Annotated in this window: 19 protein-coding genes; 12 read left to right on the plus strand and 7 right to left on the minus strand. The window is 72.9% G+C overall.

Annotation, left to right across the window (positions count from 1 at the left end):
• The first annotated feature begins 19 nt into the window (after positions 1 to 19).
• From OG917_RS18125 to OG917_RS18150, 6 genes are all read left to right on the plus strand, one after another.
• On the plus strand, positions 20 to 247 hold the full coding sequence (locus OG917_RS18125) for a tautomerase family protein (RefSeq protein ID WP_328318647.1): 228 nt from the start codon (positions 20 to 22) through the stop codon (positions 245 to 247).
• Positions 247 to 1,569 (plus strand): MFS transporter, encoded by a 1,323-nt coding sequence (locus tag OG917_RS18130; protein WP_328318648.1) that lies wholly within the window; start codon positions 247 to 249, stop codon positions 1,567 to 1,569. The genes OG917_RS18125 and OG917_RS18130 overlap by 1 nt, the downstream gene beginning before the upstream one ends.
• Complete coding sequence (locus tag OG917_RS18135) at positions 1,566 to 2,828, plus strand: ATP-grasp domain-containing protein (RefSeq protein ID WP_328318649.1); 1,263 nt, start codon at positions 1,566 to 1,568, stop codon at positions 2,826 to 2,828. The genes OG917_RS18130 and OG917_RS18135 overlap by 4 nt, the downstream gene beginning before the upstream one ends.
• On the plus strand, positions 2,825 to 4,087 hold the full coding sequence (locus OG917_RS18140; RefSeq protein WP_328318650.1) for an ATP-grasp domain-containing protein: 1,263 nt from the start codon (positions 2,825 to 2,827) through the stop codon (positions 4,085 to 4,087). The genes OG917_RS18135 and OG917_RS18140 overlap by 4 nt, the downstream gene beginning before the upstream one ends.
• Positions 4,084 to 5,334 (plus strand): hypothetical protein, encoded by a 1,251-nt coding sequence (locus OG917_RS18145; protein WP_328318651.1) that lies wholly within the window; start codon positions 4,084 to 4,086, stop codon positions 5,332 to 5,334. The genes OG917_RS18140 and OG917_RS18145 overlap by 4 nt, the downstream gene beginning before the upstream one ends.
• A gap of 170 nt (positions 5,335 to 5,504) precedes the next feature.
• Positions 5,505 to 5,843, plus strand: a complete 339-nt coding sequence (locus tag OG917_RS18150; RefSeq protein ID WP_328318652.1) for a hypothetical protein — start codon at positions 5,505 to 5,507, stop codon at positions 5,841 to 5,843.
• A gap of 51 nt (positions 5,844 to 5,894) precedes the next feature.
• Here OG917_RS18150 and OG917_RS18155 read toward each other — a convergent pair whose 3' ends face one another.
• Positions 5,895 to 8,957, minus strand: coding sequence for an AfsR/SARP family transcriptional regulator (locus OG917_RS18155; RefSeq protein WP_328318653.1), 3,063 nt, complete (start codon positions 8,955 to 8,957; stop codon positions 5,895 to 5,897).
• Positions 8,958 to 9,242: 285 nt separating this feature from the next.
• On the opposite strand from OG917_RS18155, the gene OG917_RS18160 reads away from it, so the two are divergent.
• A complete protein-coding gene (locus tag OG917_RS18160; protein ID WP_328318654.1) occupies positions 9,243 to 13,103 on the plus strand; it encodes an amino acid adenylation domain-containing protein in 3,861 nt (1,286 codons plus the stop codon).
• A 137-nt stretch (positions 13,104 to 13,240) separates the two neighbouring features.
• Complete coding sequence (locus OG917_RS18165) at positions 13,241 to 13,804, plus strand: flavoprotein (RefSeq protein WP_328318655.1); 564 nt, start codon at positions 13,241 to 13,243, stop codon at positions 13,802 to 13,804.
• A gap of 37 nt (positions 13,805 to 13,841) precedes the next feature.
• On the opposite strand, the gene OG917_RS18170 is transcribed toward OG917_RS18165, so the two are convergent.
• The 3 genes from OG917_RS18170 to OG917_RS18180 all read right to left on the minus strand — a co-directional run bounded on the left by OG917_RS18170 (position 13,842) and on the right by OG917_RS18180 (position 17,645).
• Positions 13,842 to 14,963: a lipid II:glycine glycyltransferase FemX gene (locus OG917_RS18170; protein WP_328318656.1), complete on the minus strand. Its 1,122-nt coding sequence runs from the start codon at positions 14,961 to 14,963 to the stop codon at positions 13,842 to 13,844.
• A 193-nt stretch (positions 14,964 to 15,156) separates the two neighbouring features.
• Complete coding sequence (locus OG917_RS18175) at positions 15,157 to 16,521, minus strand: uracil-xanthine permease family protein (protein ID WP_328318657.1); 1,365 nt, start codon at positions 16,519 to 16,521, stop codon at positions 15,157 to 15,159.
• Positions 16,518 to 17,645, minus strand: a complete 1,128-nt coding sequence (locus OG917_RS18180; protein WP_328318658.1) for an aryl-sulfate sulfotransferase — start codon at positions 17,643 to 17,645, stop codon at positions 16,518 to 16,520. The genes OG917_RS18175 and OG917_RS18180 overlap by 4 nt, the downstream gene beginning before the upstream one ends.
• 195 nt (positions 17,646 to 17,840) lie before the next feature.
• Between OG917_RS18180 and OG917_RS18185 the strand changes: the two genes are divergently transcribed.
• On the plus strand, positions 17,841 to 18,413 hold the full coding sequence (locus tag OG917_RS18185) for a helix-turn-helix domain-containing protein (protein WP_328318659.1): 573 nt from the start codon (positions 17,841 to 17,843) through the stop codon (positions 18,411 to 18,413).
• 84 nt (positions 18,414 to 18,497) lie between these two features.
• Here the strand turns inward: OG917_RS18185 and OG917_RS18190 are convergent, their stop codons facing one another.
• On the minus strand, positions 18,498 to 19,862 hold the full coding sequence (locus OG917_RS18190; protein WP_328318660.1) for an FAD-dependent oxidoreductase: 1,365 nt from the start codon (positions 19,860 to 19,862) through the stop codon (positions 18,498 to 18,500).
• A 274-nt stretch (positions 19,863 to 20,136) separates the two neighbouring features.
• Between OG917_RS18190 and OG917_RS18195 the strand changes: the two genes are divergently transcribed.
• Entirely contained in the window at positions 20,137 to 20,835 is a 699-nt protein-coding gene (locus OG917_RS18195; RefSeq protein ID WP_328318661.1) for a TetR/AcrR family transcriptional regulator, read from the plus strand.
• On the opposite strand, the gene OG917_RS18200 is transcribed toward OG917_RS18195, so the two are convergent.
• Positions 20,828 to 21,673 carry an NAD(P)H-dependent oxidoreductase gene (locus OG917_RS18200; RefSeq protein ID WP_328318662.1) on the minus strand — a complete coding sequence of 282 codons (846 nt, stop codon included), beginning with the start codon at positions 21,671 to 21,673 and terminating at the stop codon, positions 20,828 to 20,830. The genes OG917_RS18195 and OG917_RS18200 overlap by 8 nt on opposite strands.
• A gap of 98 nt (positions 21,674 to 21,771) precedes the next feature.
• On the opposite strand from OG917_RS18200, the gene OG917_RS18205 reads away from it, so the two are divergent.
• Both OG917_RS18205 and OG917_RS18210 read left to right on the plus strand, forming a co-directional pair.
• Positions 21,772 to 22,731, plus strand: a complete 960-nt coding sequence (locus OG917_RS18205; RefSeq protein ID WP_328318663.1) for a helix-turn-helix domain-containing protein — start codon at positions 21,772 to 21,774, stop codon at positions 22,729 to 22,731.
• A gap of 204 nt (positions 22,732 to 22,935) precedes the next feature.
• Positions 22,936 to 23,385, plus strand: coding sequence for a DUF7144 family membrane protein (locus OG917_RS18210; protein WP_328318664.1), 450 nt, complete (start codon positions 22,936 to 22,938; stop codon positions 23,383 to 23,385).
• Between the two features lie 99 nt (positions 23,386 to 23,484).
• Here OG917_RS18210 and OG917_RS18215 read toward each other — a convergent pair whose 3' ends face one another.
• Positions 23,485 to 24,861, minus strand: a complete 1,377-nt coding sequence (locus OG917_RS18215) for a S53 family peptidase (protein WP_328318665.1) — start codon at positions 24,859 to 24,861, stop codon at positions 23,485 to 23,487.
• Positions 24,862 to 24,890: the final 29 nt, after the last annotated feature.

The following is a 24,890-nucleotide window of genomic DNA, read 5'->3' on the forward strand; positions in this document are numbered from 1 at the left end:
TTCGGAAAGGACATTCGACATGCCGGTGATCACAGTGGACTGGTGGCAGGGCAACGACCGTGCCAGACGAGCGGAACTCGTCAAGGAGGTGACCGCCACCGTCAGCCGCGTCGCAGGCTGCCCCACGTCGGCGGTGACCGTGCTGGTGCGGGACGTGGACCGCGGCTACTGGGGCATGGGTGGTGAACTGGCCGACGCGGGCGACGCCCGGCCGGCGAGCGAAGAGCCGCCGAGGGGCGGGGTGTAGTGAACTTCCGCCAGCTCCACCCGAACATCAAGCTGCGGATGGGCGTCGGCTTCGTCCAGCGCATGCTGGCGGTCATGCTGGTGCCGCTCATGGTCATCCACCTGGCGGCGCTGTACGGAGCCGCCGCCGCGGGTGTACTCACCCTGGTGGTGGCCGCCGCGGGTATCGGCAGCAACTTCGTCGGCGGTCACCTCGCCGATATCGTCGGCCGCAAGCCGCTGCTCGTCGCGGGCGAGGCGGGGGCCGCGGTGTCGTTCGCCGCGCTGGCGCTCGCCAACTCGCCCTGGTGGCAGTCGGGTGTGGCGACGTTCGTGTTCTACCTGGTCAACACCTGTCTTTCGGGGGCGGCCACACCGGCGGCCGACGCCATGATGGTGGACGTCTCCACGCCGGAGAGCCGCCCCCTCGTCTACACGATCAACTACTGGTCGATCAACATGGCGTTCACCGTCGGCGCGCTCGTCGGCGGCTTCCTCTACGGAGGGCACTTCGCGCTGCTGCTGACCGGCGGCGCCGCACTCTCCGTCCTCACCGCGTTCGTCACCTGGCGCTGGCTCGCGGAGACCGCCCCCTCGCTCGACCCGGCGCTCGTGGGCACCCCGGAGGCCGTGGCGCGGCCCGACGGCGGTATCACCTCGATGCTGCGGGGCTATCTGTCGGTCGCGCGTGACCACGTCTTCTTCCGGCTGCTGGTCGCCGCGGTGCTCACCCGCTCCATCGAGGTGCAGATCAGCTACTACATCGCGGTGCGGCTCTCCGCCCACTTCCCCCGGCAGACCCTCGCCGGCCTGGGCGCCTGGACGCCGCAGCTGGACGGTGTGGCGATGCTGGGCGTGCTGCGGGCCGTGAACACCGCGCTGGTCGTGGCGCTCGCGCTGTTCGCCAACTCCCTCTTCCGCAAACTGTCCGACCGGGCCCGGCTCTACTTCGGCATCGCCATCTTCACCGCCGGATACATGGTCTGGGCGGTGAGCGACTCCGGGTGGGTGCTGATCGCCGCCGCGGTGGTCCTCACCGTCGGCGAGGTCATCAACGTGCCCGTCAAGCAGGCCATCCTGGCCGACCTGGTGGACCCGGCCGCGCGCAGCAAGTACATGGCGGCGTACGGGCTCAACGCCCGTATCGGTCTGCTGGTCGGGTCGGTCTTCGTCACCCTCGGCGCGCTCGTCCCGCCGCTCGGCATCAGCCTCCTGTACGGCGTGTTCGGACTCGCCGCGATCGTGCTGTACCGCTCGCTGCTGCGGCTGCGCGAGAGCCGGGCCGCCATGCCCGCGCAGGCCACCGTGGCAGCGACCCCCCAGCCGAACGGAGCGACCTCATGAAGGAAACACGCAACGCCGACCGGCTGTTGATGGTCATGCCGTACCACCAGCTCGTCCGCAAGGCCGTCGACGCCGGGTTCCGGGTCTGGTCGGTCTGGGACCCCTCGCTGCGCGACGCCGCATATCTGCGGGAGGTCGCCGCGCACTCGGAGGAGCTGCTGCTGGTGGACTTCACGGACGAGGAAGCGCTGTGCGCCCTCGTCGAGGAGACCGCCCTCGCCCACCGCGTCGGACACGTACTGCACCTGGGCAGTGAGAACACCATGGGCCCGGTGGTACGGGTCGCGGAGCGGCTCGGACTCTCCCCCAACAGCGCCGAGTCGGTGCGGCTGCTCAACGACAAGGCCGCCACCCGTGAGCTCCTCAACCGCAACGGGATCTCCCCGGTGCGGGTGGCCGGGGCCGCCCGCTGCTCCGACGTGTCCGCGGCCGTGCGGAGCCTGGGCTTCCCCTGCGTCGTCAAGCCGGCCAGGTCGGCCGGCAGCCGCGGTGTCGCGCTGCTGCACTCGCCATCCGACCTCGTCGGCTGGTCGGACCGGATCGAGGCCGCCGGCCTGACCGGGCCGTTCGTGGCCGAGGAGTATCTGCGGGGCCCCGAGTACAGCGTGGAGACGCTCACCGTCGCGGGTCAGCACCACGTCGTGGGGATCACCGCCAAGGAGACCAGCGGGCCGCCCGGATTCGTGGAGCGCGGCCACATCCACCCGGCGCCCCTCCCCGAGGCGGACACCGCCGCGGTACGCGCCACCGTCACCTCACTGCTCGACCTCGCCGACTACGAGTTCGGCCCCGCGCACACCGAGGTGATCCTCACCGCGGACGGGCCCCGTGTTGTCGAGTCGCAGGCGCGCCTCGGCGGGGACCGCATCCCGCTCCTCGTGGACGTGGCCAGCGGCTTCGATCTGGAGGCGGCCATCTTTCAGGCGCTGGCCGGAGAGGAGCTGCCCCGGATCGTGCCCGGCCGGTACGCGTCGGTGGGGTTCTTCGAGTTCCCCGCCGGGATCCTCGTCTCCGTGGCCGGTCTCGACGAGGCGCGGGCGCTGCCCTGGGTCCACGCGCTCACCTTCCGCTTCCGGCCGGGCGATGTGCTGCCGCCCACCACGGACTCCGCGAGCCGCCACGGCCATGTGGTCGTCGACGCGTCGACGCCCGAAGAGGCCACCGCACGGATCGCCGTCGTACGGAACACCATCCGGGCCGAGGTCCGGCGGGACGACGCCCCCCTCCCCACCGCAACTCCCGAGGAAGCCCTGCGATGACTGTGAAGACCCTGCTGCTGGTCGGCGGCACCGACCGCCACCTGGCGCGCGCGAAGGAACTGGGCGTGCGCGTGGTCATGTTCCAGCACCCCGACAAGCTCACCGCCCGGCAGACGGGGCTCGCCGACGCCCTGCTGATGGTCGACTACACCGACTGGGACACCGTGCGGCCACTGGCCGGCGCGGCCCACCAGGTGTGGGCGTTCGACGCGGTCGTCTCCCTCACCGAGGGCGGCCTCGCCGTCGCGGCCCGGCTGCGGGAGGAGCTGGGGTTCCCCGGCACCCCGCACCTCGCGACGGTCCGGCTGCGGGACAAGGGCCGGATGCGCGCCCGCCTGCGGGAGGCGGGCTCCCGGCTGACCGTGGAGAGCGGGAGCGTCACCGACCGGGCCTCCCTCACCGCCTTCGGTGAGCTGGCCGGCTACCCGTTCATCGTGAAGCCGACGGACACCACCGCCGGGTTCGGGCTGATACGGGTGTCCGACGCAGCCGACGCCGACCGCGCCTGGGCCCGGATCGAGGAGCTCAGGGGCGGGCGCACCGACCGCGGCTCGACCCTGTACACCGTCACCGCCTTCCTGATGGAGGCGTACATCGACGGGCCGGAGTTCAGCGTGGAGGCGTTCAGCTTCGCCGGCGCGCACATCGTCGTCGCCGTCACGGAGAAGCTCGTCGACGAGTCCCACTTCGCCGAGCTGGGGCACGCGGTCCCGGCGCGGCTGAGCGTGGCCGACCGGAGCGCGGTCGCCGATGCCGTGGCCGAGTTCCTCACGGTGATGGGGGTGACGGACGGCCCGAGTCACACCGAGGTCCGGCTCTCCCGCCGCGGCCCGGTCGTCATCGAGGGCCACAACCGGGTCGGTGGTGGCCAGATCGGTGAACTGGTGCGCGAGGCCTACGGGTTCGACCTCACCTCGTACGGGGTGGCGTGGCCGCTCCGCATGGTGCCCGCGCTCAGCGAGGCGCCCCGGGCGACCGGCGCCGCCTGCACGCGGTTCCTGCTGCGTGACCCGGGCCGGGTGGTCGCGGTCGGCGGGGTGGCCGAGACCGCCGCGCACCCGGGGGTGCTGTCGGTGGAGGTGTCGGTCGAGCCCGGCGACACCGTCCGTCCGGTGCGGGACAACTGGGACCGGCTCGGGCACGTCGCGGTACGCGCGGCGGACACCGACGCGGCGGTCGAGCTGTGCGAGCGCCTCGCGGGCAGCGGGATCCGGATCGAGGTCGCGGGAGACCGCGCCCTGACAGGAGTGACGTCATGAGCGTGCTGGTTCTGCACCGCAATCCGCTGGGCCCCTTCCCCTTCGACACGTGGCTGGCCGACGCCGATGGCGGTGTGGTGCTGCTCGCCGCGGGCGACCGCATCCGTGCGGCGGGCGAGCTCCCGCCGGACGGGCCGGGCGGCTACCGGCACCTGGAGGTGCTCGCGGACTTCGAGGACGGCGGCCTGGTGGTGCGGCGGGCCCTGGAGCTGGCCGCGGAGTTCGACGTCCGTCATGTGGTCGCCTTCCACGAGGGCGACCTGGAACTCGCGGCGGCCGTAAGGGAGAAGCTCGGTCTGCCGGGGGCGCGGCCGGAGCAGGTGCTGCCCTTCCGCGACAAGGTGCTGATGAAGGAGCGGGCCGTCGCGGCCGGGGTGGAGGTCGCGCCGCACACGGTGCCGGCCGGGGCGGCCGACGTCGCGCGGTTCGTGGCCGGGCACGGTCTGCCCGTGGTGCTGAAGGACCGCGACGGGTTCGGATCGCGCGGACTGCGGGTGCTGCGGTCCGCCGACGATCTCGCGCTCGCGGTGGCCGAGGTGTTCCCCGAGGGCGGCGAACCCCGCAGCGACATGCTTCTGGAGGCCTGGGTGCCGGGCCGGATGTGTCACGTCGACGGCCTGGTCGTGGACGGCGTCACGGTGCTCGCCTGGCCGTCGCAGTACCAGTACGAACTGGCGTCGTTCCAGGCGGATCCCGGCGCGCGGGTCGATCTCACGCTGGAGCGGGACGACCCGCTGACCGGGCGCCTGCTGCAGATGGCGGACGACACGCTGGCCGCGCTGGACGGACCGCGTACCCACGCGTTCCACCTGGAGGCCTTCCACACCCCCGACGACCGGCTGGTGCTCTGCGAGGTGGCGGCCCGGCCCGGCGGGGCCCGCATCCGTGAGGTGCTCACGGCGCTCTTCGGCGTCAACCCCGCGCGCAGCGCGGCCCGCGCCGAAGTGGGTCTCGCGGATCCCGGTGTCGCGGCGGGGTCCGGCGAGCGGCCCGCCCCGCGGTGCATGGCGGGGCAGGTGCTGCTGATGAAGCGGCCCGGCCGGGTGACGGGGGTGCCGGTCCGTCCGGCCGACCCGTGGGTGGAGTTCTTCGGGGTGTTCGCCGAGCCGGGCCAGGTACTGGACGGCGCCGCGGGCTCGGCCGACTTCCTGGCGGCGGCCGTGCTGTCGGGGCCCACGCGGGAGGAGTGCGAGCGGAGGCTGCGGGCCCTGGGAGCACGCTTCGAGCAGGAGACCGTGATCGTCTGAAGGAACGGGCGCCCGGACGGGCACGGAAGAGGGCCGACCGGGCACGAAAGGTGGCCGGCCGGGCACCCGTTACCCCGGGGAGGTCGCCGAACGGGAACCATCGGGGAACGGTGCCTGTCACCATCTGTTCGTCCTCCTTCCACTCCGCGTGAACAGGAAATGAAGAGCCGATGCCCAGCCACAGAGCCACCGTTCTCTTCGGAGCACTCACCACCGCCCTCGTCGTCGCGCTCGGTGCGGGCGTGACCGCCGGGAGCCAGCAGCACACATCGGTGAGTGCCACGAACGCCGGCCCGGGGACGACTACGGACACGAACGCGGGCCCCGGTGCCACCACGGACACCAACGCCGGCCCGGGCGCCACCACGAACACCAACGCCGGCCCGGGTGCCACCACGGACACCAACGCGGGTCCCGGCGGCACCACGAACACCAACGCCGGCCCCGGCGTGACCCCCTTCACGAACGCCGGTCCCGGTGCGCCCACGCACAGCGCTCCCGTCGCCTGACCCGGCCGCCCTGCTGCCCTGAGGTCTTCCCGCAGTACGGCCGGGGAGGCCTCAGACCGTCACCGGCGGCCGTCCTGCGGCGGGCACCCGCATGCGGTCGAAGAGTTCCGCGGCGCGCTGCCCGAACTCCGTTGCCTCCGCGCCGAATCCGAGCGCGACGGAGGCAGCCGCCATGCCGGTGAGCGCCCGCGCCTGCTCGAAGCGGTAACCGATCGACTCGGACGACCGGTGGGCGTGGCGGTGCAGGGCCAGCGCGGCCTCCGGCTCACCACGCCGCAGATGCACGAAACCGGCGATGTTCTCGATCGTCGCGCGCCGGATCGGGGTGCCGCGCGACCTCGCCAGGGTCAGGGCCCGGTCCAGCCTGCTGTCCGCCCCCTCGGTGTCCCCGAGGCGGTGGTGGACATCCGCCGCGAGGGCCAGGGTGAGCGCCAGGTTCTCCGGCATCCGGCTCTCGTCGACCATGTCCTCGGTCTCGGCCACACAGCGGCGCGCGGCGTGCGGATCGCCCATCTGCAGGTGCGCGATGGCGAGGTCGTTGAGCGCCGCCACCTCGTTGTCGTGGTCCCCGAGCCGCCGGTAGATGGCGCGGGCCCGCTCCGCCGCCCGCGTCGCCTCCTGGAGGTCGCCGAGCCAGGTGTTGACGGTGCTGAGGTTGCACAGCGCCGTCGCCTCCTGCGCGGCGTTGCCGGTCGCCACATGGAGGGCGACGCTCTGCGTCAGATGGTCCCGGCCGGTGGAGAGGTCGCCCAGCGACATGTGGAGCAGCCCCAGCAGATCGAGGCTGAAGGCCTCGCCCCGCCTGTCACCGATCCGCCGGGCGATCTCGACGGCTTCCTCCGCCGACACCGCGCCCTCCCTGAGCCTGCCCAGCTTCCACTGGGCCGCCGCCAGGTTGGAGAGACTCATCCGGAGGGCCAGCCCGTCGCCCAGGTCGCGGGCGGCGGCCACCGAGACCATCGAGACCTCGTGGAACTCCTCGGTGCGGCTGCGCAGGTTGAGGTGGAAGACCACATTGCGCGCGAGCCGTACGGCCTGCCGCTGGAGCCCCCACTCGTGGGCGAGACGGACGGCGGCCTTCAGCGAGTCCAGCTCCTGGTCGAACCAGGCGCGGGCCAGCTCCGGGGTGTCCAGCCGCGGCAGCTCGCTCTGCGCCGACGGCTCCTCCCGGACGGGCGCGCCGTACGCCACACGGCCGGGGAAGAGCACGGTGCAGGCCTGCTCCGTCGCCCGGAACAGGAAGTCCAGCAGGCGTTCGAAGGCGGTCACATCGGCCTCCTCCGTCCCTTCGTTGCGCAGACTCCTCGCGAACGCCCCCACCAGATCGTGGAAGGCGTACGAGCCCACCTCGTGCTGCTGCAACAGGTGCATGTCGAGCAGGTTCTCCAGGACCTCGTCGGCCTCCTGCGTGCCGACCTGGAGGAGGGCGGCGGCCGAGTGGACGTCGGCATGGGTGCCGGGGTGCAGGCCGAGCAGGCGGAACGCCGTCCGGTGCCACTGGTCGAGTGCCTGGTACGACAGGCGCAGGTTGACCGCCACACCGCGGTCCCCGGAGTTGAGCTCGTCCAGCCTGCGGGACTCGTCGCTGAGCCGGTCCACCAGGTTGCGCACGGTCCAGCGTGGCCTGTTGCGCAGCCGGGCGGTGGAGATGCGCAGCGCCAGAGGGAGATGGCCGCAGAGACTCGCGAGCGCCGCGGTGGCCTCCGGGTCGTTGTCGGCGAGGTCACGGCCGAGGGTCCGCGCGATGAGGGCCGTGCTGTCCTCGCCCGTCATCTCACCCAGGGAGATCCAGTCCGCCCCGTCGAGGGCGACCAGGCGGACCCTGCTCGTGACGAGGACCAGCGCGCAGGGGGACGCGGGAAGTACCGGCTTGATCTGGGAGAGGTCCGCCGCGTTGTCGAGGAGGAGCAGGATGCGCCGCCCGGCGAGCGTCGACTGCCACAGCGCGTCCCGCCCGGCGTCGTCCTCCGGCACCCGCTCGGGGGGCACGCCCAGTGCGCCCAGCAGGGTCGAGATGACCGCAGCGGGCCGGAGCGGCTGCTCGCCGGGGGTGAATCCCCGCAGGTCGATGTGGAGCTGGCCGTCGGGGTAGCGCGCTGCCAGCCGGTGTGCGGCGTGGACGGCGAGCGTCGTCTTGCCCGAGCCGCCCATGCCGTCGACGGCCACCACCCGCAGCCCGTTCGTGGGCTCGGGGGCGGTGGCGTAGGCGAGGAGCCTGTCGAGTTCCGCCTGCCGTCCGGTGAAGTCGCTCAGGTCGCTGGGGAGGGTGCGGGGTCCCGGGGGGTCCTCGCACGGATCGGCGGGGACGGCACCGGGCGGTGCGGGGCGCCGCCTGGTGCGGGCGGGGGCGGCGGCCTCCGGGGCCTCCTGGAGTATCGCCCGGTGGAGTGCCTTGAGATGCGGCCCGGGGTCGACGCCGAGCTCGTCCCGGAGCATCGCGCGGACCGCCTCGTACTCCTTGAGGGCCTCGGCCTGCCGCTGTGACCGGTAGAGAGCGAGCATCAACTGGCCCCGGAGCGTCTCCCGCAGCGGGTGGGCGGCGACGGCCGCCCGCAGATCACCGACGAGTTCGGCGGCCTCCCCGTCGTCGAGTCTTATCCGGAAGAGCTGTTCGGTGGCGGTCAGCCACCGTTCCTCCAGGGGGGTGGAGGCCCCGGCGATGACCTCCCCGCCGTCTCCGGCGAGCACCGGACCGCGCCACAGGGCCAGCGCGGCCTGCAACAGGCCGCGGGCTCCGACCGGGTCGCCGTCCGCGAGGGCCTGGGCGCCCTGCCGCACGGAGCGGGAGAACACCCGCAGGTCGAGCTGTTCGTCGTCGACCACCGCCCGGTATCCGGGACCGTCGGTGAGGAACAGGTCCCGGCCGCCCGGTATTCGGCTCCTGAGCGCGGCCACCGCCTTGCGGATCTGATGGGAGGCGGTGGTGGGCGGCTCCTCGTCCCAGGCTGCCTCCACCAGGCGGGCCACCGGCACCACGTGCCCGTTCTCCAGCAGCAGCATCGCGAGCACCCGCTCGTGCACCGGTCCTCCGGCGTGCACACGGCTTCCGTCGGCCCAGCATTCCAACGATCCCAGGACGTTGAAATGCGCCACCGGGTCTGCCTTCCCTGTCATACCCCGTCCCCCCGTCATGAACGCCAAACTCCCTGGCCGGGGCGGCGTTCGGCACGAGTCTAGGCGGTTACCCCCGATCGGGATCCGGACAGGAGGTGATCGGGAATAACCGAGCGCACACTCCTAGCGACCGCCAGGCGTCGCCCGCCCGGCTCCGACGGGGGATCGATGGAGCGAGTGTCACGGGCGCCGCCGACCGAGCCGGTGAGTCCCCCCACCTCGTCCGCCCGTAGACCCGTTGCCGTGCCCGGACACGCCACGGCACCTCGTGCCACGAAGGATCCCATGGAGACTCAGACCCACCCGTCAGCCCGGGCAGCCACCCCTCTGCACGAGCCGGTCCTTTTCGACCTGCTCAGACAGGAGGCTGCCGAACGCCCCGGTGCCACCGCGCTGGAACACGCGGAGGGCCGGCTGACCCACAGCGATCTCGTCCGCGCCGCGGAGTCCCTCGGGCACCGCCTGGCCGGTCTGGGAGCCGGGGCCGATGTCACGGTCGGCCTGTACGCGGAGCCCTCCGCCGACCTGGTGGTGGGGGTGTGGGGCATCCTCGCGTCCGGCGGGGCGTACCTCCCCCTCTCGCCCGAATACCCGGAGGAGCGCCTGCGGTTCATGGTGCGCGACTCGGGGACCCGGCTGCTGGTCACCCAGTCCCACCTCGCGGAGAAGGCCCGCGCGCTCGCCGGACCGCAGGCCACCGTGATCGTCCTGGACGAGCCGGGGCCGCCCGCCACCGGTGAGCCGCGGGCACCCCTGCCGGCGGCCCGGCCCGGGGACCTCGCCTATGTCATCTACACCTCGGGCTCGACGGGCCGCCCCAAGGGCGTCATGATCGAACACCGTTCCGTGGTCTCCCAGTTGAGATGGCTCCGGTCGACCGGTCAGCTCGGTCCCGGTGTGCGGATCCTGCAGAAGACCCCGATGAGCTTCGACGCGGCGCAGTGGGAGATCCTCGCCCCGGCCGTGGGCGCCGCCGTGGTGGCGGGCCGGCCGAGCGTCCACCGGGACCCCGAGGCGGTCGTCGCGCTGGTGCGCGACCACGCGGTGACCACACTCCAGTGCGTACCGACGCTGCTGCAGGCGCTGCTGGAGACCGACGGGTTCACCGGTTCCCGTTCCCTGCGGCGGGTCTTCTGCGGCGGCGAGGCCCTGACGACCGCGCTGGCCGGGGAGTTCGCCGCCGCGCTGCCGGACGTGTCGCTGGTGAACCTCTACGGCCCGACCGAGTGCACCATCAACGCCACGGCGCACGTGGTCACCTCACCGGCCCCGGAGAGCGGCGCGCAGTCCACGACCGTGCCGATCGGCACCCCCGTGGACGGTGTCACCGCCTTCGTGCTGGACGGCCTCGGCCGCCCGGTCGACATCGGTGAGAAGGGCGAGCTGTACCTCGGCGGCGTGCAGGTGGCCCGGGGCTACCTCAACCTCCCGGAGCAGACGGCGCAGCGCTTCGTGACGAGCCCGCTCTCGCCCGGTGAGCCGCTGTACCGCACGGGTGACCTGGTCTCCTGGAACCCGGACGGCACCCTGCAGTTCTCGGGCCGCATCGACAGCCAGGTCAAACTGCGCGGCTACCGGGTGGAACTGGAGGAGGTCGCGTCGGCGGTCGAGGAGCACACCTGGGTCCGCCGGGCCGCCGCCGTCGTCACCCGCGCTCCCGACACCGGCTGGCAGACCCTGGTGGCCTGCGTGGAGCTGAACCCGCGCGAGGCCGCCCTGATGGACCAGGGCAACCACGGCGCGCACCACCAGTCCAAGGCGAGCCGGCTCCAGGTGCGGGCCCAGCTCTCCCACCCCGGGATCAGGACCGACGAGGAACTGGAGGGGCTGCCCGTGGTGCCCCTGCCGGGCGCCGGGGGGAGCGCCGCGCAGCAGGAGGAGGTCTTCGCCCGCAAGACGTACCGCTTCCACGACGGCGCCGAGGCAGTGACCAGGGACGACCTGGTGGAACTCCTGTCGCAGCCCGCCGCCGTCCCCGCGCCGGGCACCTCCGCCGGAGGTCCGGACCTCGCCGCACTGGGTGAGGTGCTCCGCTGGTTCGGGCCGTTCCACAGTGAGGAGCGGCTGCTCCCGAAGTACGCCTACGCCTCGCCCGGCGCCCTGTACGCGACGCAGATGTACCTGGAGACCGACGGAACGGCCGGCGCGGGCAGCCGGCTCGACGCGGGCGTCCACTACTTCCACCCCTCGCGCCACGAGCTGGTACGGGTCGGTGACCTCCCGGACGGGGCGCACCGCGGGACCCGTGTCCACTTCCTCGGCCGCCGCGCCGCCATCGCCCCGGTGTACAGCAACAACATCGACGAGGTGCTGGAGTTCGAGGCGGGGCACATGCTCGGCGTGCTCGACCGGGTGCTGCCCGCGTTCGGCCTGGCCGTACGCCCCGCAGGCCGCGACGCCGCGTTCCCCGCGCACCTGGGCGCGGCCTCCGACGACCACTACATGGGCGCCTTCGACCTGGTGCCCGCAGCCGACGGTGAGGCCGCGGGCTCCGCGGTCGACCTCTTCGTGCAGGCGCACGGTGACCGGGTCGCCGGGCTCACGGAGGGCATGTACCGCTACACCGGCGGTGAGCTCCGGTACGTCTCGGACGAGGTGGTCCGCCGCCGGGACGTGATCGCCATCAACCAGGGGGTGTACGGGACCTCGTCGTTCGGTATATCCGCGGTCAGCCGCGAGGAGCGCCCCTGGCTGCGGTACGTGGTGCTGGGCCGCGCCCTCCACCACCTCCAGTGCAACGGTCTGCGGCTGGGGCTGATGTCGTCCGGCTACTCCTCCCGCAGCGGCAACCCGCTGCCCGCCGCGCTGCGCCTCGACGACCTCCTGACCGGTGCGGGCATCGCCCCGGGGCCGTCCTACTTCTTCGTCGGCGGCCGGGTCAGCGACGAACAGCTGTCGTCCCGCGGCATGCGGGAGGACTCGGTCCACATGCGGGGTCCGACGGAGATGATCCGCGACGACCTGGTGCGGCTGCTGCCGGACTACATGATCCCCGACCGGGTGCAGGTGGTGGACGCGCTGCCGCTCACCGCCAACGGCAAAGTGGACTCCGTCGCGCTGGCCGCGTCGGACGCGGTCCGCGACGCGGGGTCGTCGGGGGAGCCGCACGTGGCTCCCGCGACCGAGGTCGAGCGCCGGCTGGCCGCCCTGTGGGGTGCGGCGCTGAAGTACCCGGACGTGTCGATGGCGGACGCCTTCTTCGCCCGGGGCGGCAACTCCCTGGTGGCGGTGACCCTCACCCACCGCGTCAACCGCGAGTTCGGCACCTCGCTTCCGCTGCAGGTCCTCTTCGAGTGCCCGCGCCTCGCCGACCTGGCAGCCAGGGTGGCGCAGGACGCGCCCGCCGCGTCGTCCCGGCTGCTGCCGCTGCACGACAACGGCGCGGGGCAGCCGGTGTTCTGCTGGCCCGGCCTCGGCGGGTACCCGATGAACCTGCGGACGCTGGCGGCCGAGTCGGCCGCGGGCGGGCCGTTCTACGGCATCCAGGCCGCCGGGATCAACGACGGGGAGACCCCCTTCGCCACCATCGGCGAGATGGCCGCGGCGGACATCGCGGAGATACGCGCGGTGCAGCCCGAGGGCCCCTACACACTGTGGGGCTACTCCTTCGGCGCGCGCGTCGCCTTCGAGGCGGCGTGGCAGCTGGAGCAGGCCGGCCACAAGGTGGACGAGGTGCTGCTGATCTGCCCGGGCAACCCGACGGTGGGGATCGCGGAGGGGGAGCAGTACAGCCGTGAGGCCGCTCTCACCAACCCGGTCTACACCGCGGTCCTCCTGTCGGTGTTCCTCGGACGCATCGGCGGGCCCGAACTCGCGGCCTGCCTGCGGACGGTGCGGGACGAGGAGGGATTCGTGGCGTTCGTCCACGAGGCGGTCCCCGCGCTCGACCCGGGGGTGATCCGCCGCATCACCCGGATCGTCGCGGCCACCTACGAGTTCGACTACACCTTCGGCGAGCTGGTGGAGCGCCGGCTGGCCGCCCCCGTCACCCTGTTCAAGGCCGCAGGGGACGACTACTCGTTCATCGAGGGCCGCTCGGGCTACTCGGCGGCCCCGCCCAAGGTGGTGGAACTGACCGGCGACCACTACCAGGTGCTGCGGGAGCACGGCGTGGCGGAACTGGTGCGGGCGATCCGGGCACGCTGAGGACGGGCGGGCGTGCGGGGCCGCTGTTGCCGGCGCGGCCCCGCGCACTCGGCGCCCCGCCCCAGCCGTCCGCGCCCGCGCCGCGCGTACCGCAGACTGGTCCCGGCACGTCACTCCACCAGGCAGCCGGGGGCCGCATGACAGAACAGTCCGACCGGAAGGAACGGCCCGGCAGCGGGCCGTCCGCCCCGCAGCGGCGGCCCTTCCTGTACGTGGTGGTCTGCGCGTCCGGCATCGCGGGCGGGGTGGGCGAGCTGATCGCCGCCGCTCAGGAACAGGGGTGGGACGTGGGTGTCGTCGCCACCCCGCAGGGGCTCGGCTTCATCGACGCGGACGCGGTGGTGGCCCGGACCGGCTACCCGATCAGGTCCGCCTGGCGCGCCCCTGGCGACCCGCGCCCGCTGCCGCCCGCTGACGCCATCGCGGTCGCGCCCGCCACCTTCAACACCATCAACAAATGGGCGGCCGGCATCTCCGACACCCTGGCGCTCGGCATCCTGTGCGAGGCGTACGGCGCGGGCGTCCCCACCGCCGTACTGCCCTGTCTGAACGCGGCCCAGGCCGCCCACCCCGCCTACCGGCGGAGCGTGGACGCGCTGCGCGACATGGGCGTTCTCTTCAGCGCGTTCGTCCCCGGCGGGGCGGGCGCCGCCGGCCGTTTCCGCTGGACCGAGGCGCTGGAGCTGCTCGGCCGGGAGTGAGGTCCGGACCGGCCGGCACGGGCGCGGCCGGGGCCGGTCAGCGCCGGGACATGTACAGGTCGAGGGCCTTGTGCAGGAAGCGGTTGAGCGGGAAGTCCCACTCGCCCAGGTACTCGATCGCGTGGCCGCCGGTGCCGACCTTGAAACGGAGCAGCCCCAGCAGGTGGTTGCTCTCCTCCAGGGTGTCGGTGATGCCCCGCAGGTCGTAGACGCCCGCGCCGAGCGCGTGGGCGTCGGACATCATGCGCCACTGGATGGCGTTGTTCGGCTGGACCTCGCGCTTCCTGCTGGTGGAGGCGCCGTAGGAGTACCAGACGTGGTCACCGACCGTCAGCATCGTGGCCGCGGCGAGCACTTCCCCCTCGTGCCGGGCGAGATAGAGCCGCATACGGTCGGGGTGCTCGGCCGTCAGTACGGTCCACATCCGCTGGAAGTAGGGGAGCGGGCGGGGGATGAAGCGGTCCCGCCCTGCGGTCTCGACGTAGAGGTCGTAGAAGGCGGACAGGTCCGCGTACTCGCCGCGCTCCACGGTGACACCGGCCTTCTCCGCCTTCTTGATGTTGCGGCGCCACTGCTGGTTGAGGCTCTTGTGCACCTCGTCGAGCGAGCGTCCCGCGAACGGCACCTGGAACACGTACCGCGGCTGGCCCGCGGCGAAGCCGTCCTCCCCGCCGGGCTCGGTCTGCTGCCACCCCATCCGGCGCAGCCGGTCCGCGATGTCCGCCGCCCGGGGCTCGTGCCAGGTCGGGTCGGCGTCCCGCAGCCTGGCGGCTCCCGGGTCGGCGATCGCCGCCTTGACCGCTTCGGTGTCCCAGCACCGGGCGACCACGGGCGGCCCCATCTTCACCGAGAAGGCCCCCTGCCGCTTCAGATGGGCCAGCATCGGCTCCAGCCACCGGCCCAGATCGGCCGCGTGCCAGTCGATGACCGGGCCTTCGGGCAGATAGGCGAGGTAGCGCTTCAGCCTCGGCAGGGGTCTGAAGAGGACCAGCCCCGCGCCGACGAGGCCGCCGTCCGTGTCGAACCAGCCCAGGCTCTCCGCCCGCCAGTCCGGTTTCACGTCCCCCCACGACGGAACCTGCATATGGCTCGCCGATGGCCGGGTGGCGATGAAGGCCAGGTGTTCTTCGCGGGTGATGCCCTTCAGCCGAAGGCTCATGCGCAACGCTCCTCTGCCCGGGACGCCTCTCCGGAGGCGTACGGCCCGTCAAGTCTTCCCGTACGCACCATGTCAAGCTCACGCACCTGTGGCAGCGGGCGCCACGCCGGGGCCCCCGGCCACCCGCCGGGCTGCCGGGCCTCCCGGCCGGGCGGGGCGGGGCCTGCCGGGCGCCCCGCGGCGTGTGACGCCGCTACGGAGCGCACGCCCGCACGGGGGAGTCCGGTGGCGGTGGCTCGCTGCGGGACGCGCGCCGGAAGAGGGGGTGGAGCAGGACGGCGGTGAGGGTGCCCGCCACCACTCCGCTGCCCAGGACCGTCCTGGCCCAGCCGGGGAAGCCCTGGTAGATATCGGGTGCGACCACCGGGAGCAGCCCCGCGGCCAGGGCCAGGGCGATCACCGCCGAGCCGGCCGTTCCGCCGGGGGCCGCGCGGCCGAGCATGTCGATGCCCATCACGGTGATGATCCCGTAGATCACCAGCGAGGAGCCTCCGACGACCGGCGCCGGGATTCCGGCCAGCAGCCGGGAGAGGGGGGCGAGCAGGCCCACCACGACGAGCAGGGCGCCGGCCCCCGCCGTGACGAAGCGGCTGCGGACCCCGGTCAGCCGGACGATTCCTATGTTCTCCGAGCTGGTCACCAGGAGCGACGTGCCGAACAGCCCGCCGATGAGCGAGACCAGCGCGTCGGTCCTCGCGACCCGGGGCACATCCCGCCCGGGATCGGAGGGGCGGCCCACGGTCTCGCTGTTGAGGACGGTCTGGCCGGTGATCTCCGCGAGTGTGGTGAGGCTGAAGACGAGCAGGGGCAGCGCGGCCGGCAGGTCGAAGTGCGGCGCCCCGTACGGAAGGAAGTGCGGAAGAGCCGTGCCGCCGCCCCCGTCACCTCCGGCGGGCGTGAACTCGCCCAGGCCGGTCGTGACGGCGATGACCGTCCCCGCGGCCATCCCGAGGAGTACCGCTGTCTGCCGCCACACCCCGCGGAGCAGCAGCAGGAGCAGCAGGGTGCAGCCGATGGTCACGGCGGCGGACACCGTCGCGGCCGGCGCGGCGTACCCGGGGCCCCCGGCCGGCCCGGTGATCAGCTGTGCGGCGATCTTGATCATGCCGATGCCGATCAGCAGCACGGTGACGCCCATGACCAGCGGGGGGAAGAGCCGCACGATCCTGGCGTAGAACGGCAGCACGGCGCAGAGCAGCGCCGCCGCGAGCACGACCGAGCCGGTCGCCGTGGCCGGCCCGTGGTCCTTGGCGATCTGGAGGAAAAGCGCCGTGGCGGCGCCGCCGGGCAGCATGACGAAGGGCAGCCGGGCCCCGATCCGCCCCACCCCGAGGGACTGCAGGAGTGTCCCGGCGCCGCACAGGACGAGGGTGGCGCTGAGCAGGGAAGCGGTGCGGCCCGCGCCGAGACCCAGCGCCTGGCCGGTCAGGAACACCGTGGACACGGGCGCGGCCACCATCGCCAGGACGTGTTGCGCGGACAGCGGGGCCAGCCGGCGCAGCGGCAGCCGCTCGTCGACGGCGTGGACCTGCGCCGGACGCGGGCCGGCGGTGGTCACGGGGTGGCTCCCGCGGTCAGCCAGGGCAGCTCTTCCGCGGAGTACCGGTAGGCGCGGAAGACGGCGTTGGGCTCCGAAGGGAACAGGCCCCGCACCTCGGACTCCGTGTATCCGCCGAAGTACGGGACGACGTACTCCCAGCACAGGTACCCGTCGGGGGTCACCTCGAAGAGGCGGCCCGATGGCGAGTCCGTGACGAGCGTGTTGCCGCCCGCCAGGCGCTGGGCGCTCCCCATGAACGGGGCGAAGAACGACTCCCGGGCCGGGTCGTGGTACTCCCACACGATCTTCCCCGAGGAGCGCTCGATCTCGATGACGCGGGAGTACGGCACGTCCGACCCGGGCCGGAAGACGCCGTTGTCGAAGACGAGCACCCGGCCGTCGGCCGGTTCGGTGGGCGCGTGCTGCTGGGAGACGACACCGGGGCCGGTCCGCCACAGGATCTCGCCGGTCCGACGGCTGATGACGACGACGGCCGAGACGCTGCGCAGGCTTGCCAGGATGTTTCCGTCGGCGAGCGGGACGACGCTGTTGATCAGGGGCCAGTGCTCGCGTGCGTAGTCGGGGTGGAGCGCGTACTCCTCGCGGTCGAGGTGCTCGGAGGCGCGCCACGACCAGCTGACCGAGCCGTCCGCGCCGACCTCCCGGATCGTGTCCGCCCAGACCGTGCCGTCGGCCTCCGAGCCGGGCACTCCGCCCCGCACGCCGTCCGCGTCCGCGCCCCGCAGGGGTTCGAGCGCGGTGTAGAGGAGGCGGCCTTCGCCCAGGTGGTGGGCGTCGTGGTGCTGGAGCGGGTCGCGGTACTCGCGCAGGACGGTGCCGTCCGGGGCGGCTTCGAGCATCACGCCGCCCCGGTACTTGTGCCACATGGGGAAGAGGGCGGGCTCACCGGGGAGTACGCCGCTGTAGGCGAGGTTCCCGTTCGGCAGGATGCGCGCGTGCCGGCCGGGCCGGTAGGGCAGCTTCCAGGTGTGGACGACCGTGCCGCGCAGGTCGATCAGGTACACCTCGCCCGCCCCGGTGAGCGGGGCGAAGAGGGTGTAGCCGCCCTCGGACGCCTCGGGATCGAGCGCGATGAGGCCGGTACCGCGGCGGCGGCGGGTGTTCTGGTCGACCGGGGACATAGGACCCTCCTGTGAAACTTTGTTTGATGTGGTCAATCTCCTTAGAAGCTAGTGGCGCAGTGTTGCGGCGCTGTGAAGGCAGTACGAAGCTCCCGCCCGGACTGCGAGATGATGACGCCACCCCTGGCGGGCAGGGGACGGAGAGAGCGAGCGGGGTCCGGCGGACGGTACGGACCGGGGACGAGGGAACACGACGTGACAGCCGAATCGCCCGCACTGCGGATCGGGCCTGGCATCCGCAGGCGGCGCAGGGCGCTGGACCTCACGCTCGCCGAGGTCGCCGGCCTCACCGGGCTCTCGTCGCCGTTCCTCAGCCAGATCGAGAACGACCGGGCCCGCCCCAGCATGCGCTCGCTGCAGCTCATCGCCGACGCACTGGAGACCACGGCCGTGCAGCTGCTGGCCGCCGCCGGTGCCCCGCGCCGGGTGGACGTCGTACGCGCCGACGCCGACCCCGGGCTCGACGCCGCCGCCCGGGTGCGCCCGCTGGTCCGCGGCCACCAGCAGATGCACGCGCTCGAGTTCACCGGCGGCCACGAAGCGGACCGTGAATTCCAGCACCGGAACGCCGAGTTGATGTATGTCGCCGACGGCAGCGCCGACGTCGAGGCCGAGGGCCGCACCTACCGTCTCGGCAGGGGCGACACGCTCTTCCTCACCGGCGGGGTCCGGCACCGCTGGCGGGCCCGGGAGGAGGGCACCCGGGTGCTGCTCGTCGCCGTGGCCGACCACGTCGAGGTGGCGGCGGAAGGACCGGAACCCTCCTGAGCGCGGTCGGACCCACCCGGGCCTGCCGGATGGGTCCACCGGTGGATCTGCCGGGCCGGGGAGCGGTGCTCCCCGGCAGGGGCGTCAGGCGCCGCTGTGGCGGAGCATGTCCTCCCGCTCGACGACCTTCACGCGCTCCCGGCCCTCGGCGGAGCCCAGGGCACGCTCCTGGCTGTCGAGCCGGTACCAGCCGTCCCACGTCGTGTACCGGACGCCCCGGTCCCGCAGGAAGGCGTCGACGGCCTCCGGCTCCGGCAGGACGGCGCCGGGAAGACGGCCGTTCGCGTGGTCGTCGAGAAGGCAGGCGACGGTCTCGTTGGCGTCGCCCTTGGTGTGGCCGATGAGACCGATGGGGCCGCGCTTGATCCAGCCGGTGACGTAGACGGCGGTCTGGTGGCTGCTGTCGGCGGCCAGAACACGTCCCGCCTCGTGCGGCACGGTGCCGGACCCCACGTCGAAGGGCAGCTTGGGCAGCTCCTCCGAGCGGTAGCCCACGGCCCGGTAGACGGACTGCACGTCCCAGTCGGTGAAGCGGCCGGTACCGCGGACGTTGCCGGTGCCGTCGAGCTCGGTGCGCTCGGTGCGCAGCCCGACCACGCGCCCGTCCTCGCCGATGATCTCCTCGGGCGACTCGAAGAAGTGCAGGAAGAGCTTGTGCGGCCGGGTGCCGGTGTCGCGGATCGCCCAGTTCTCCAGCGTGGAGGCGACCATGTTGGCCTGCTTGTCGCCGCGGCGGGTGGCGATCGAGCCCTCGTCGTAGTCGATGTCCTCGGGGTTGACCACGACCTCGATGGTCGGCGAGTGGTCGAGCTCGCGCAGCTCCATCGGGCTGAACTTCGCCTGCGCGGGACCGCGGCGGCCGAAGACATGGACCTCGACGGCCTTGTTCTGCCGCAGACCCGCGTGGACGTTCGGCGGGATCTCGGTGGGCAGCAGTTCGTCGGCGGTCTTGGCCAGGATCCGGGCGACGTCCAGGGCCACGTTGCCGACCCCGAGGACGGCGACCTTCTCCGCCTCCAGCGGCCAGGTCCGTGCGACGTCCGGATGACCGTCGTACCAGGAGACGAAGTCCGCGGCGCCGAACGAACCTTCGAGGGCGATCCCGGGTATGTCCAGGGCGCGGTCCGCCATGGCGCCGGTGGAGAAGACCACGGCGTCGTAGAAGCGGTGCAGGTCGTCCAGCGTGAGGTCGCCGGGGTAGTCCACATTGCCGAAGAGCCGTATCTGCGGCTTGTCCAGCACCTTGTGGAGGGCGGTGATGATGCCCTTGATCCGCGGATGGTCCGGGGCGACGCCGTACCGGATCAGTCCGAACGGTGCGGGCATCCGCTCGAAGAGGTCGATGGAGACGCCCGGGGCCTGGGCGGCGTCGGACTTCAGCAGGGCGTCGGCGGCGTAGATGCCGGCCGGACCGGCACCGACGATCGCGACACGGATGGGACGAGACATACGGGACGTTCCTCCAGGCAACGCGGACAGGCGGTTCGACAGCCCCGCCGGGCGGCGGCGGCAGCGGGCGACGGCGTCGAAGGCCCTGCGGCCCGCCGTCATGACCCCCACGTCCGGTCCACGTGGGGATCCCCTGACGGGATCGACGCCACCCCTGCCGCCGGGAGCCGGACAGGCGTGTCTCCCGAAAGCATATGGCACCGGGTGACAGAATCCCCTGGCTGCCCACAGTGCGGGCGGCCCGTGCGCCGGCCCGCCCCAGGAGGAACCCCGTATGCACCCCAGCCCGGCAGAGCGCGCCGCCTCCGCCGGCCTGCGCGCCCGCAAGAAACTCCGGACCCGTGACGCGCTCTGCCACGCCGCCCTCGACCTGTTCGGCTCCCGCGGCTACGAGAGCACCACGCTGGACGACATCGCGGCGACGGCCGGCGTCTCCAAGCGGACGCTGCTGCGCTACTTCACGGGCAAGGACGACGTGCTGCTCGCGGTCTTCCGCGAGATGGCCGTCCTCACCCTGCGCGAACTGGACCGCAGGCCGCCGGACGAGGACCCGCCCACCGCGCTGCGCGCAGCCACCCGCCGGGCCCTGCACGAGGTGGCACGGGCCCTTCCCCGCTACCGCTCCACGCCGGCCTGTCTCGCCGTGCTGCACCTCGTGGCGGTCACCCCGGGCCTGCTCGTCTCCTTCCACCACGTCCTCCTGAGCCAGCAGGACGGGCTCGCCGCGGTCCTCGCCGCGCGGGAGGGCCTCACGGACCCGTCCGACCCCCGGCCCCAGCTCCTGGTGGCCATGCACGCCTGCGCCATGACGGTCGCGGTGCGCACCTGGCAGGCGAGCGGCGGCCGGGAGCTCGACACCCTGCTGCACACCGTCGACACCTGCCTCGACAGCCTGGGCTCCACGGTCGCGGGCCCCTGGGCCGGCACACCGCAGGACCGGGAGCCTGCCGCCGCCGGGCGGCCGGTCACCTGAGGTGGATGTCCGGCCCGTTCGTGCCCGGCGCCTCCACACCCGGCAGCAGCCGCATGTCATGGCCGTAGTCGCCGCCGGTGAGTGTTCTGAACGGGACCGGCTCGTCCGTGAAGAGCCGGTCGAGCCGTTCCCCGTACGCCTGCTTCGCCGCCGCGAACCCCTCCGCGGGGATGCCGACCGTCTCGTACAGCGCGAACGGTTCGAGCGGCGCGATGCCGGTGAACCAGAACAGGCCGTGCTGGAGCGGATGGAGGACACCGCTCAGCTGCCCGTGGATGCCCCGGTCGCCGAAGGCCGTCTCCCGGGCGCCGGCCGTCACCGAGACCAGCGCCCGCCGCCCCGCCAGGGCGCCCTCGCTGTACGGCGGGGGGACGGACGGTCCGTGCGCGAACTGGAACGTGAACACCCGGTCGATCCAGCCCTTCAGGATGGCCGGTACCGAGAACCACCACAGCGGGAACTGCAGGATCACCGCGTCCGACCACAGCAGCTTCTCCTGCTCCGCCGCGATGTCCGCCGAAAGCCGCCCGGCCAGCGTGGCCTCGCCCGACGCGGCCAGCACGTCCAGCCGCTCGCCGGGGGCGTGGGCGGGAAAGTCGTCGGCGTCCACCGCGGCCTTCCACTTCATCGCGTAGAGGTCCGACACCTGTACGTGGTGCCCCCCGGCCCGCAGCCTCGCCGCCGCGAAATCGGTGAGGGAGGCAGTGAGCGAGCGGGGATCCGGGTGGGCGGTGACGATGAGGATCTTCTTCGGTCCGGCCGGCGGCGCGGTCACCGGTGCGGTCGTCCGTCCGGCGGCCGCCGGACGAGGTGGCTGCTGCTGCGTGGCTTCGGTCATGACACCACGTTCTCCCGGCCGCGGCAGGGGAGCCAGAACCCTGTCGCACCGGCGGTACGACGTTCCTGGTACTGCCGGTGCCACCCATACTGGGCTCCATGGACAGCGCGAATCAGCTGGAGCGCACCGACCCCGCCGACACCCGCCCCGGCGGGAACGCCGGTCCGGGCTCCCGCGCCGAACCACCCCCCGGCCGCGGCGGCATGACGGGGCCCGCCGACGGGATCGGCGACACCCGCCGGGCGCTCGGCGGTTTTCTGCGTGCCCGCAGGGGCCGGGTCGCCCCGGAGCAGGTCGGCCTGGCCGGCGGCCGGCGCCGCCGGGTGCGCGGGCTGCGCCGCGAGGAGCTGGCCCAGCTCGCCGGGATCAGCGTCGACTACTACGTCCGCCTCGAACAGGGACGTGCCCACCAGCCGTCCCACGAGGTGCTCGACGCGCTGGCCCGGGCGCTCGGCCTCGACGCTGCGGAGCGCAAGCACCTGGCCACCCTGGCCGGCGCCGGGAGCGGCCCCGTGCCCAGGGCCCGCGTCAGCGCACCGCTGCAGCGGCTCCTGGACGGCATGACGTACTTCCCGGCCTTCGTCACGAACCACCGCCTCGACGTGGTGGCGTGGAACCTCCTGGGGGCCGAGCTGATGGGAGGACTGGCCGACCCGGACCGCCGCGACCGGAACAACGCCAGGTTCCACTTCCTCGACCCCGCGTCCCGGGTCGTCCACCCGGAGTGGCAGGAGCGGGCCGCGGAGACGGTGGGCCAGCTGCGGGTGTCGGCGGGGCGCTTCCCCGACGACGCGGAGCTGACCAAGCTGATCGGTGAACTCTTCGCGCGGAGCGACGAGTTCAGGAGAATCTGGGACACCGGCGAGGTCGTCATGTGCGGCGCGGGACGCAAGCGGATCCGGCATCCGGTGGCCGGGCTGCTCACCCTCGACGCCCAGACGCTGCACGTGCCGGTGACACCCGGCGAGACGGGGCTGGTGGTGCACGCGTTCAGCGCCCCGGAGGGCAGCAGGGAGGCCACTGCGCTCGCCGGACTGGCCGGGGACGCGGCACGGTGACCGGCCGGCGGTGAGCGGGCGCCGGCCGGGGGCCCGGGGCGCACGGCGAGTGCACCCGGAGGGCACAGCGAGGGTGTCCCGGCGGCCGTCCGAGCAGGCCCGCCGTTCACCCGAATGGCCCCGCCCGGCTGGTGGCACGCCCCGGGGAGGCAGAGGGTCGGGGCGACGCCGGGCAGTCAGACAACCCCGGCGAAGGAGGCTCGCATGGCTCAGCCCACAGCCCCGTCAGGGGGCTCCGCACCCCACCACACGCAGTCCGGCCGAGGCAGTGACACCGCGTGGGCAAGCGGGGGGACCCTGTTCGCCGGTGTGCTGTTGTTCGTGGACGGCGTGCTGGCGGTACTCAACGGCGTCGTCGGTATCGCGAAGGACAACGTCTACACGCACGTCGGCAACTACACCTACCAGTTCAGCCTGACCTCCTGGGGCTGGATCCACCTGGCCATCGGCGTGCTCCTCATCCTCACCGGGCTCGGCATCCTCAGGGGCGCACCCTGGGCCCGCGCGCTCGGTGTGGGGATGGCCGCGATCAGCGTCGTCGCCAACTTCATGTGGCTGCCCTACCAGCCGATCTGGGCCTTCATCGCCATCGCGATCGGGGTCTTCGTGATCTGGTCCCTCCTCACGGACCACGCACGGCACCCGGCCAGGTGAAGCAGCGGCGCTGAAGCCGGGAGGCGGTGACGCGCCTGCCGTACGGGACACCCGCACGCGGTCCGCCGCGTGCGGGTGTCGCGCGTGGGCGGCCTGTGCTCAGCCGCGCCGGCTCGCGCGTGCGAGGGCCGGTACGAACCGGGCCGCGTCCACGGTGCCGACGCCGGTGGCCATGTCGTAGCCCTTGACGGCGGTGTAACCGGTGACGCCCTGATAGCTGTTGTTCGTCCCGTCGCTGACGTCCACGACCCCCGAGGACGTGCGGGGCGAGAGGGCGTACAGCGCCTTGTGGATGTCGCCCACCCGGTGGCCGGCGGCCTGGTCGGCGAGGGCGACGATGCCGGAGAACAGCGGGCTGGCCTCGCTGGTGCCCCCGGACACGTCCCACCCGACGGCCGTCGGGTCGTAACTGGAGTACACCCAGGCACCGCCGTCGACCGCTGCGGCCATCGAGATGTCGGGGGTGCCGCGGCGGGAGCCCACGGCCTTCTTCACGCCGTTCTGGTACGCGGGACGGCCGAAGACGTGCGACTGGCCGCCGCCGCCCGCGCCGTTGTCGTTGTAGACGCTCTCCGGCGCGGTGCGGTCGCCCTTGGCGTCCAGGTGCAGCTGGGTGCCGCCGATCGATGTCACCAACGGGTCGGACGAGGGCCACGAGTTGACGCGCTTCGTGTAGTAACCCTTGCCGTCCGCCGTGCTGTCGGTGGCGCCGCCGTCACCGGAGGAAGCCAGGACGGTCACCCCGCGCCTGGCGGCGTCCTTGAACGCGTAGCGCAGCGAACCGATGCTGGAGAAGTCGCCCTTGTCGAAGCCGGGGAACGTGTTCTCCGTGGCGCCGAAGCTCTGCGTGATCACATCGCCGACGCCGTGGTCGATGAGGGACTTCTCGGCGGACATCATCTCCGGCAGGCCGGTGACACCCTCGGTCTCGGCGACCGCGGTCTCCACGAGCACGATCTTGGCGTCCGGGGCGACGGCGTGGGCCATCTCCACGTCGAGCGTCGTCTCACCGGCCCAGCCCGTCATGTCGGAGTTCTCCGGGTCGAACGCGGGGACATGGCCCCACTTCTTGACCTGCACCTTGGTGCTCTTCATCCCGTACTGCTTGCTGTACACGTCCAGATCGTGCTGGACGGTCGGCGAGCCGAAGGAGTCGACGATGACGATCGTGCGGCCCTTGCCGGTGATACCGGACTTGTACAGCGGGTTGAGGTCGTACGCCTGGCGGTACTGGACCGGGCTGTAGCAGGCGATCTTCCACTTGGCCTGGCACTGCTCGGTGGGCAGGGGGCTGCTCACACCGCTGACCAGCTGGTGGCCGGCGACGGCCGGGACCGCCTTGGTCTGCGGCACGGCGTGGGCGGATGCCACGGCAGCGGTGCTGCCCAGGGGGGTGGCGATCATCGCAGCGGCAACGAGGGCGGTGGCCCCGGCCGTTGTGGCCCCGGCGCGGATCCGGGGTCGGGCTATGCGCATGACTTCTCCTTGTATGGAGCGGAGCCGCA

The organism is Streptomyces sp. NBC_00388, from assembly GCF_036061255.1.
Taxonomy (GTDB): Bacteria; Actinomycetota; Actinomycetes; order Streptomycetales; family Streptomycetaceae; genus Streptomyces.

What these genes read in the sequence shown, in the direction of transcription:
- OG917_RS18210 (WP_328318664.1), top strand. Translation starts at nt 22,936, where the DNA reads ATGGCTCAGCCCACAGCCCCGTCAGGGGGCTCCGCACCCCACCACACG.
- OG917_RS18200 (WP_328318662.1), bottom strand. Translation starts at nt 21,673, where the DNA reads ATGACCGAAGCCACGCAGCAGCAGCCACCTCGTCCGGCGGCCGCCGGA.
- OG917_RS18165 (WP_328318655.1), top strand. Translation starts at nt 13,241, where the DNA reads ATGACAGAACAGTCCGACCGGAAGGAACGGCCCGGCAGCGGGCCGTCC.
- OG917_RS18190 (WP_328318660.1), bottom strand. Translation starts at nt 19,862, where the DNA reads ATGTCTCGTCCCATCCGTGTCGCGATCGTCGGTGCCGGTCCGGCCGGC.
- OG917_RS18150 (WP_328318652.1), top strand. Translation starts at nt 5,505, where the DNA reads ATGCCCAGCCACAGAGCCACCGTTCTCTTCGGAGCACTCACCACCGCC.
- OG917_RS18145 (WP_328318651.1), top strand. Translation starts at nt 4,084, where the DNA reads ATGAGCGTGCTGGTTCTGCACCGCAATCCGCTGGGCCCCTTCCCCTTC.
- OG917_RS18135 (WP_328318649.1), top strand. Translation starts at nt 1,566, where the DNA reads ATGAAGGAAACACGCAACGCCGACCGGCTGTTGATGGTCATGCCGTAC.
- OG917_RS18125 (WP_328318647.1), top strand. Translation starts at nt 20, where the DNA reads ATGCCGGTGATCACAGTGGACTGGTGGCAGGGCAACGACCGTGCCAGA.
- OG917_RS18205 (WP_328318663.1), top strand. Translation starts at nt 21,772, where the DNA reads ATGGACAGCGCGAATCAGCTGGAGCGCACCGACCCCGCCGACACCCGC.
- OG917_RS18160 (WP_328318654.1), top strand. Translation starts at nt 9,243, where the DNA reads ATGGAGACTCAGACCCACCCGTCAGCCCGGGCAGCCACCCCTCTGCAC.
- OG917_RS18140 (WP_328318650.1), top strand. Translation starts at nt 2,825, where the DNA reads ATGACTGTGAAGACCCTGCTGCTGGTCGGCGGCACCGACCGCCACCTG.
- OG917_RS18170 (WP_328318656.1), bottom strand. Translation starts at nt 14,963, where the DNA reads ATGAGCCTTCGGCTGAAGGGCATCACCCGCGAAGAACACCTGGCCTTC.
- OG917_RS18155 (WP_328318653.1), bottom strand. Translation starts at nt 8,957, where the DNA reads ATGACAGGGAAGGCAGACCCGGTGGCGCATTTCAACGTCCTGGGATCG.
- OG917_RS18180 (WP_328318658.1), bottom strand. Translation starts at nt 17,645, where the DNA reads ATGTCCCCGGTCGACCAGAACACCCGCCGCCGCCGCGGTACCGGCCTC.
- OG917_RS18215 (WP_328318665.1), bottom strand. Translation starts at nt 24,861, where the DNA reads ATGCGCATAGCCCGACCCCGGATCCGCGCCGGGGCCACAACGGCCGGG.
- OG917_RS18195 (WP_328318661.1), top strand. Translation starts at nt 20,137, where the DNA reads ATGCACCCCAGCCCGGCAGAGCGCGCCGCCTCCGCCGGCCTGCGCGCC.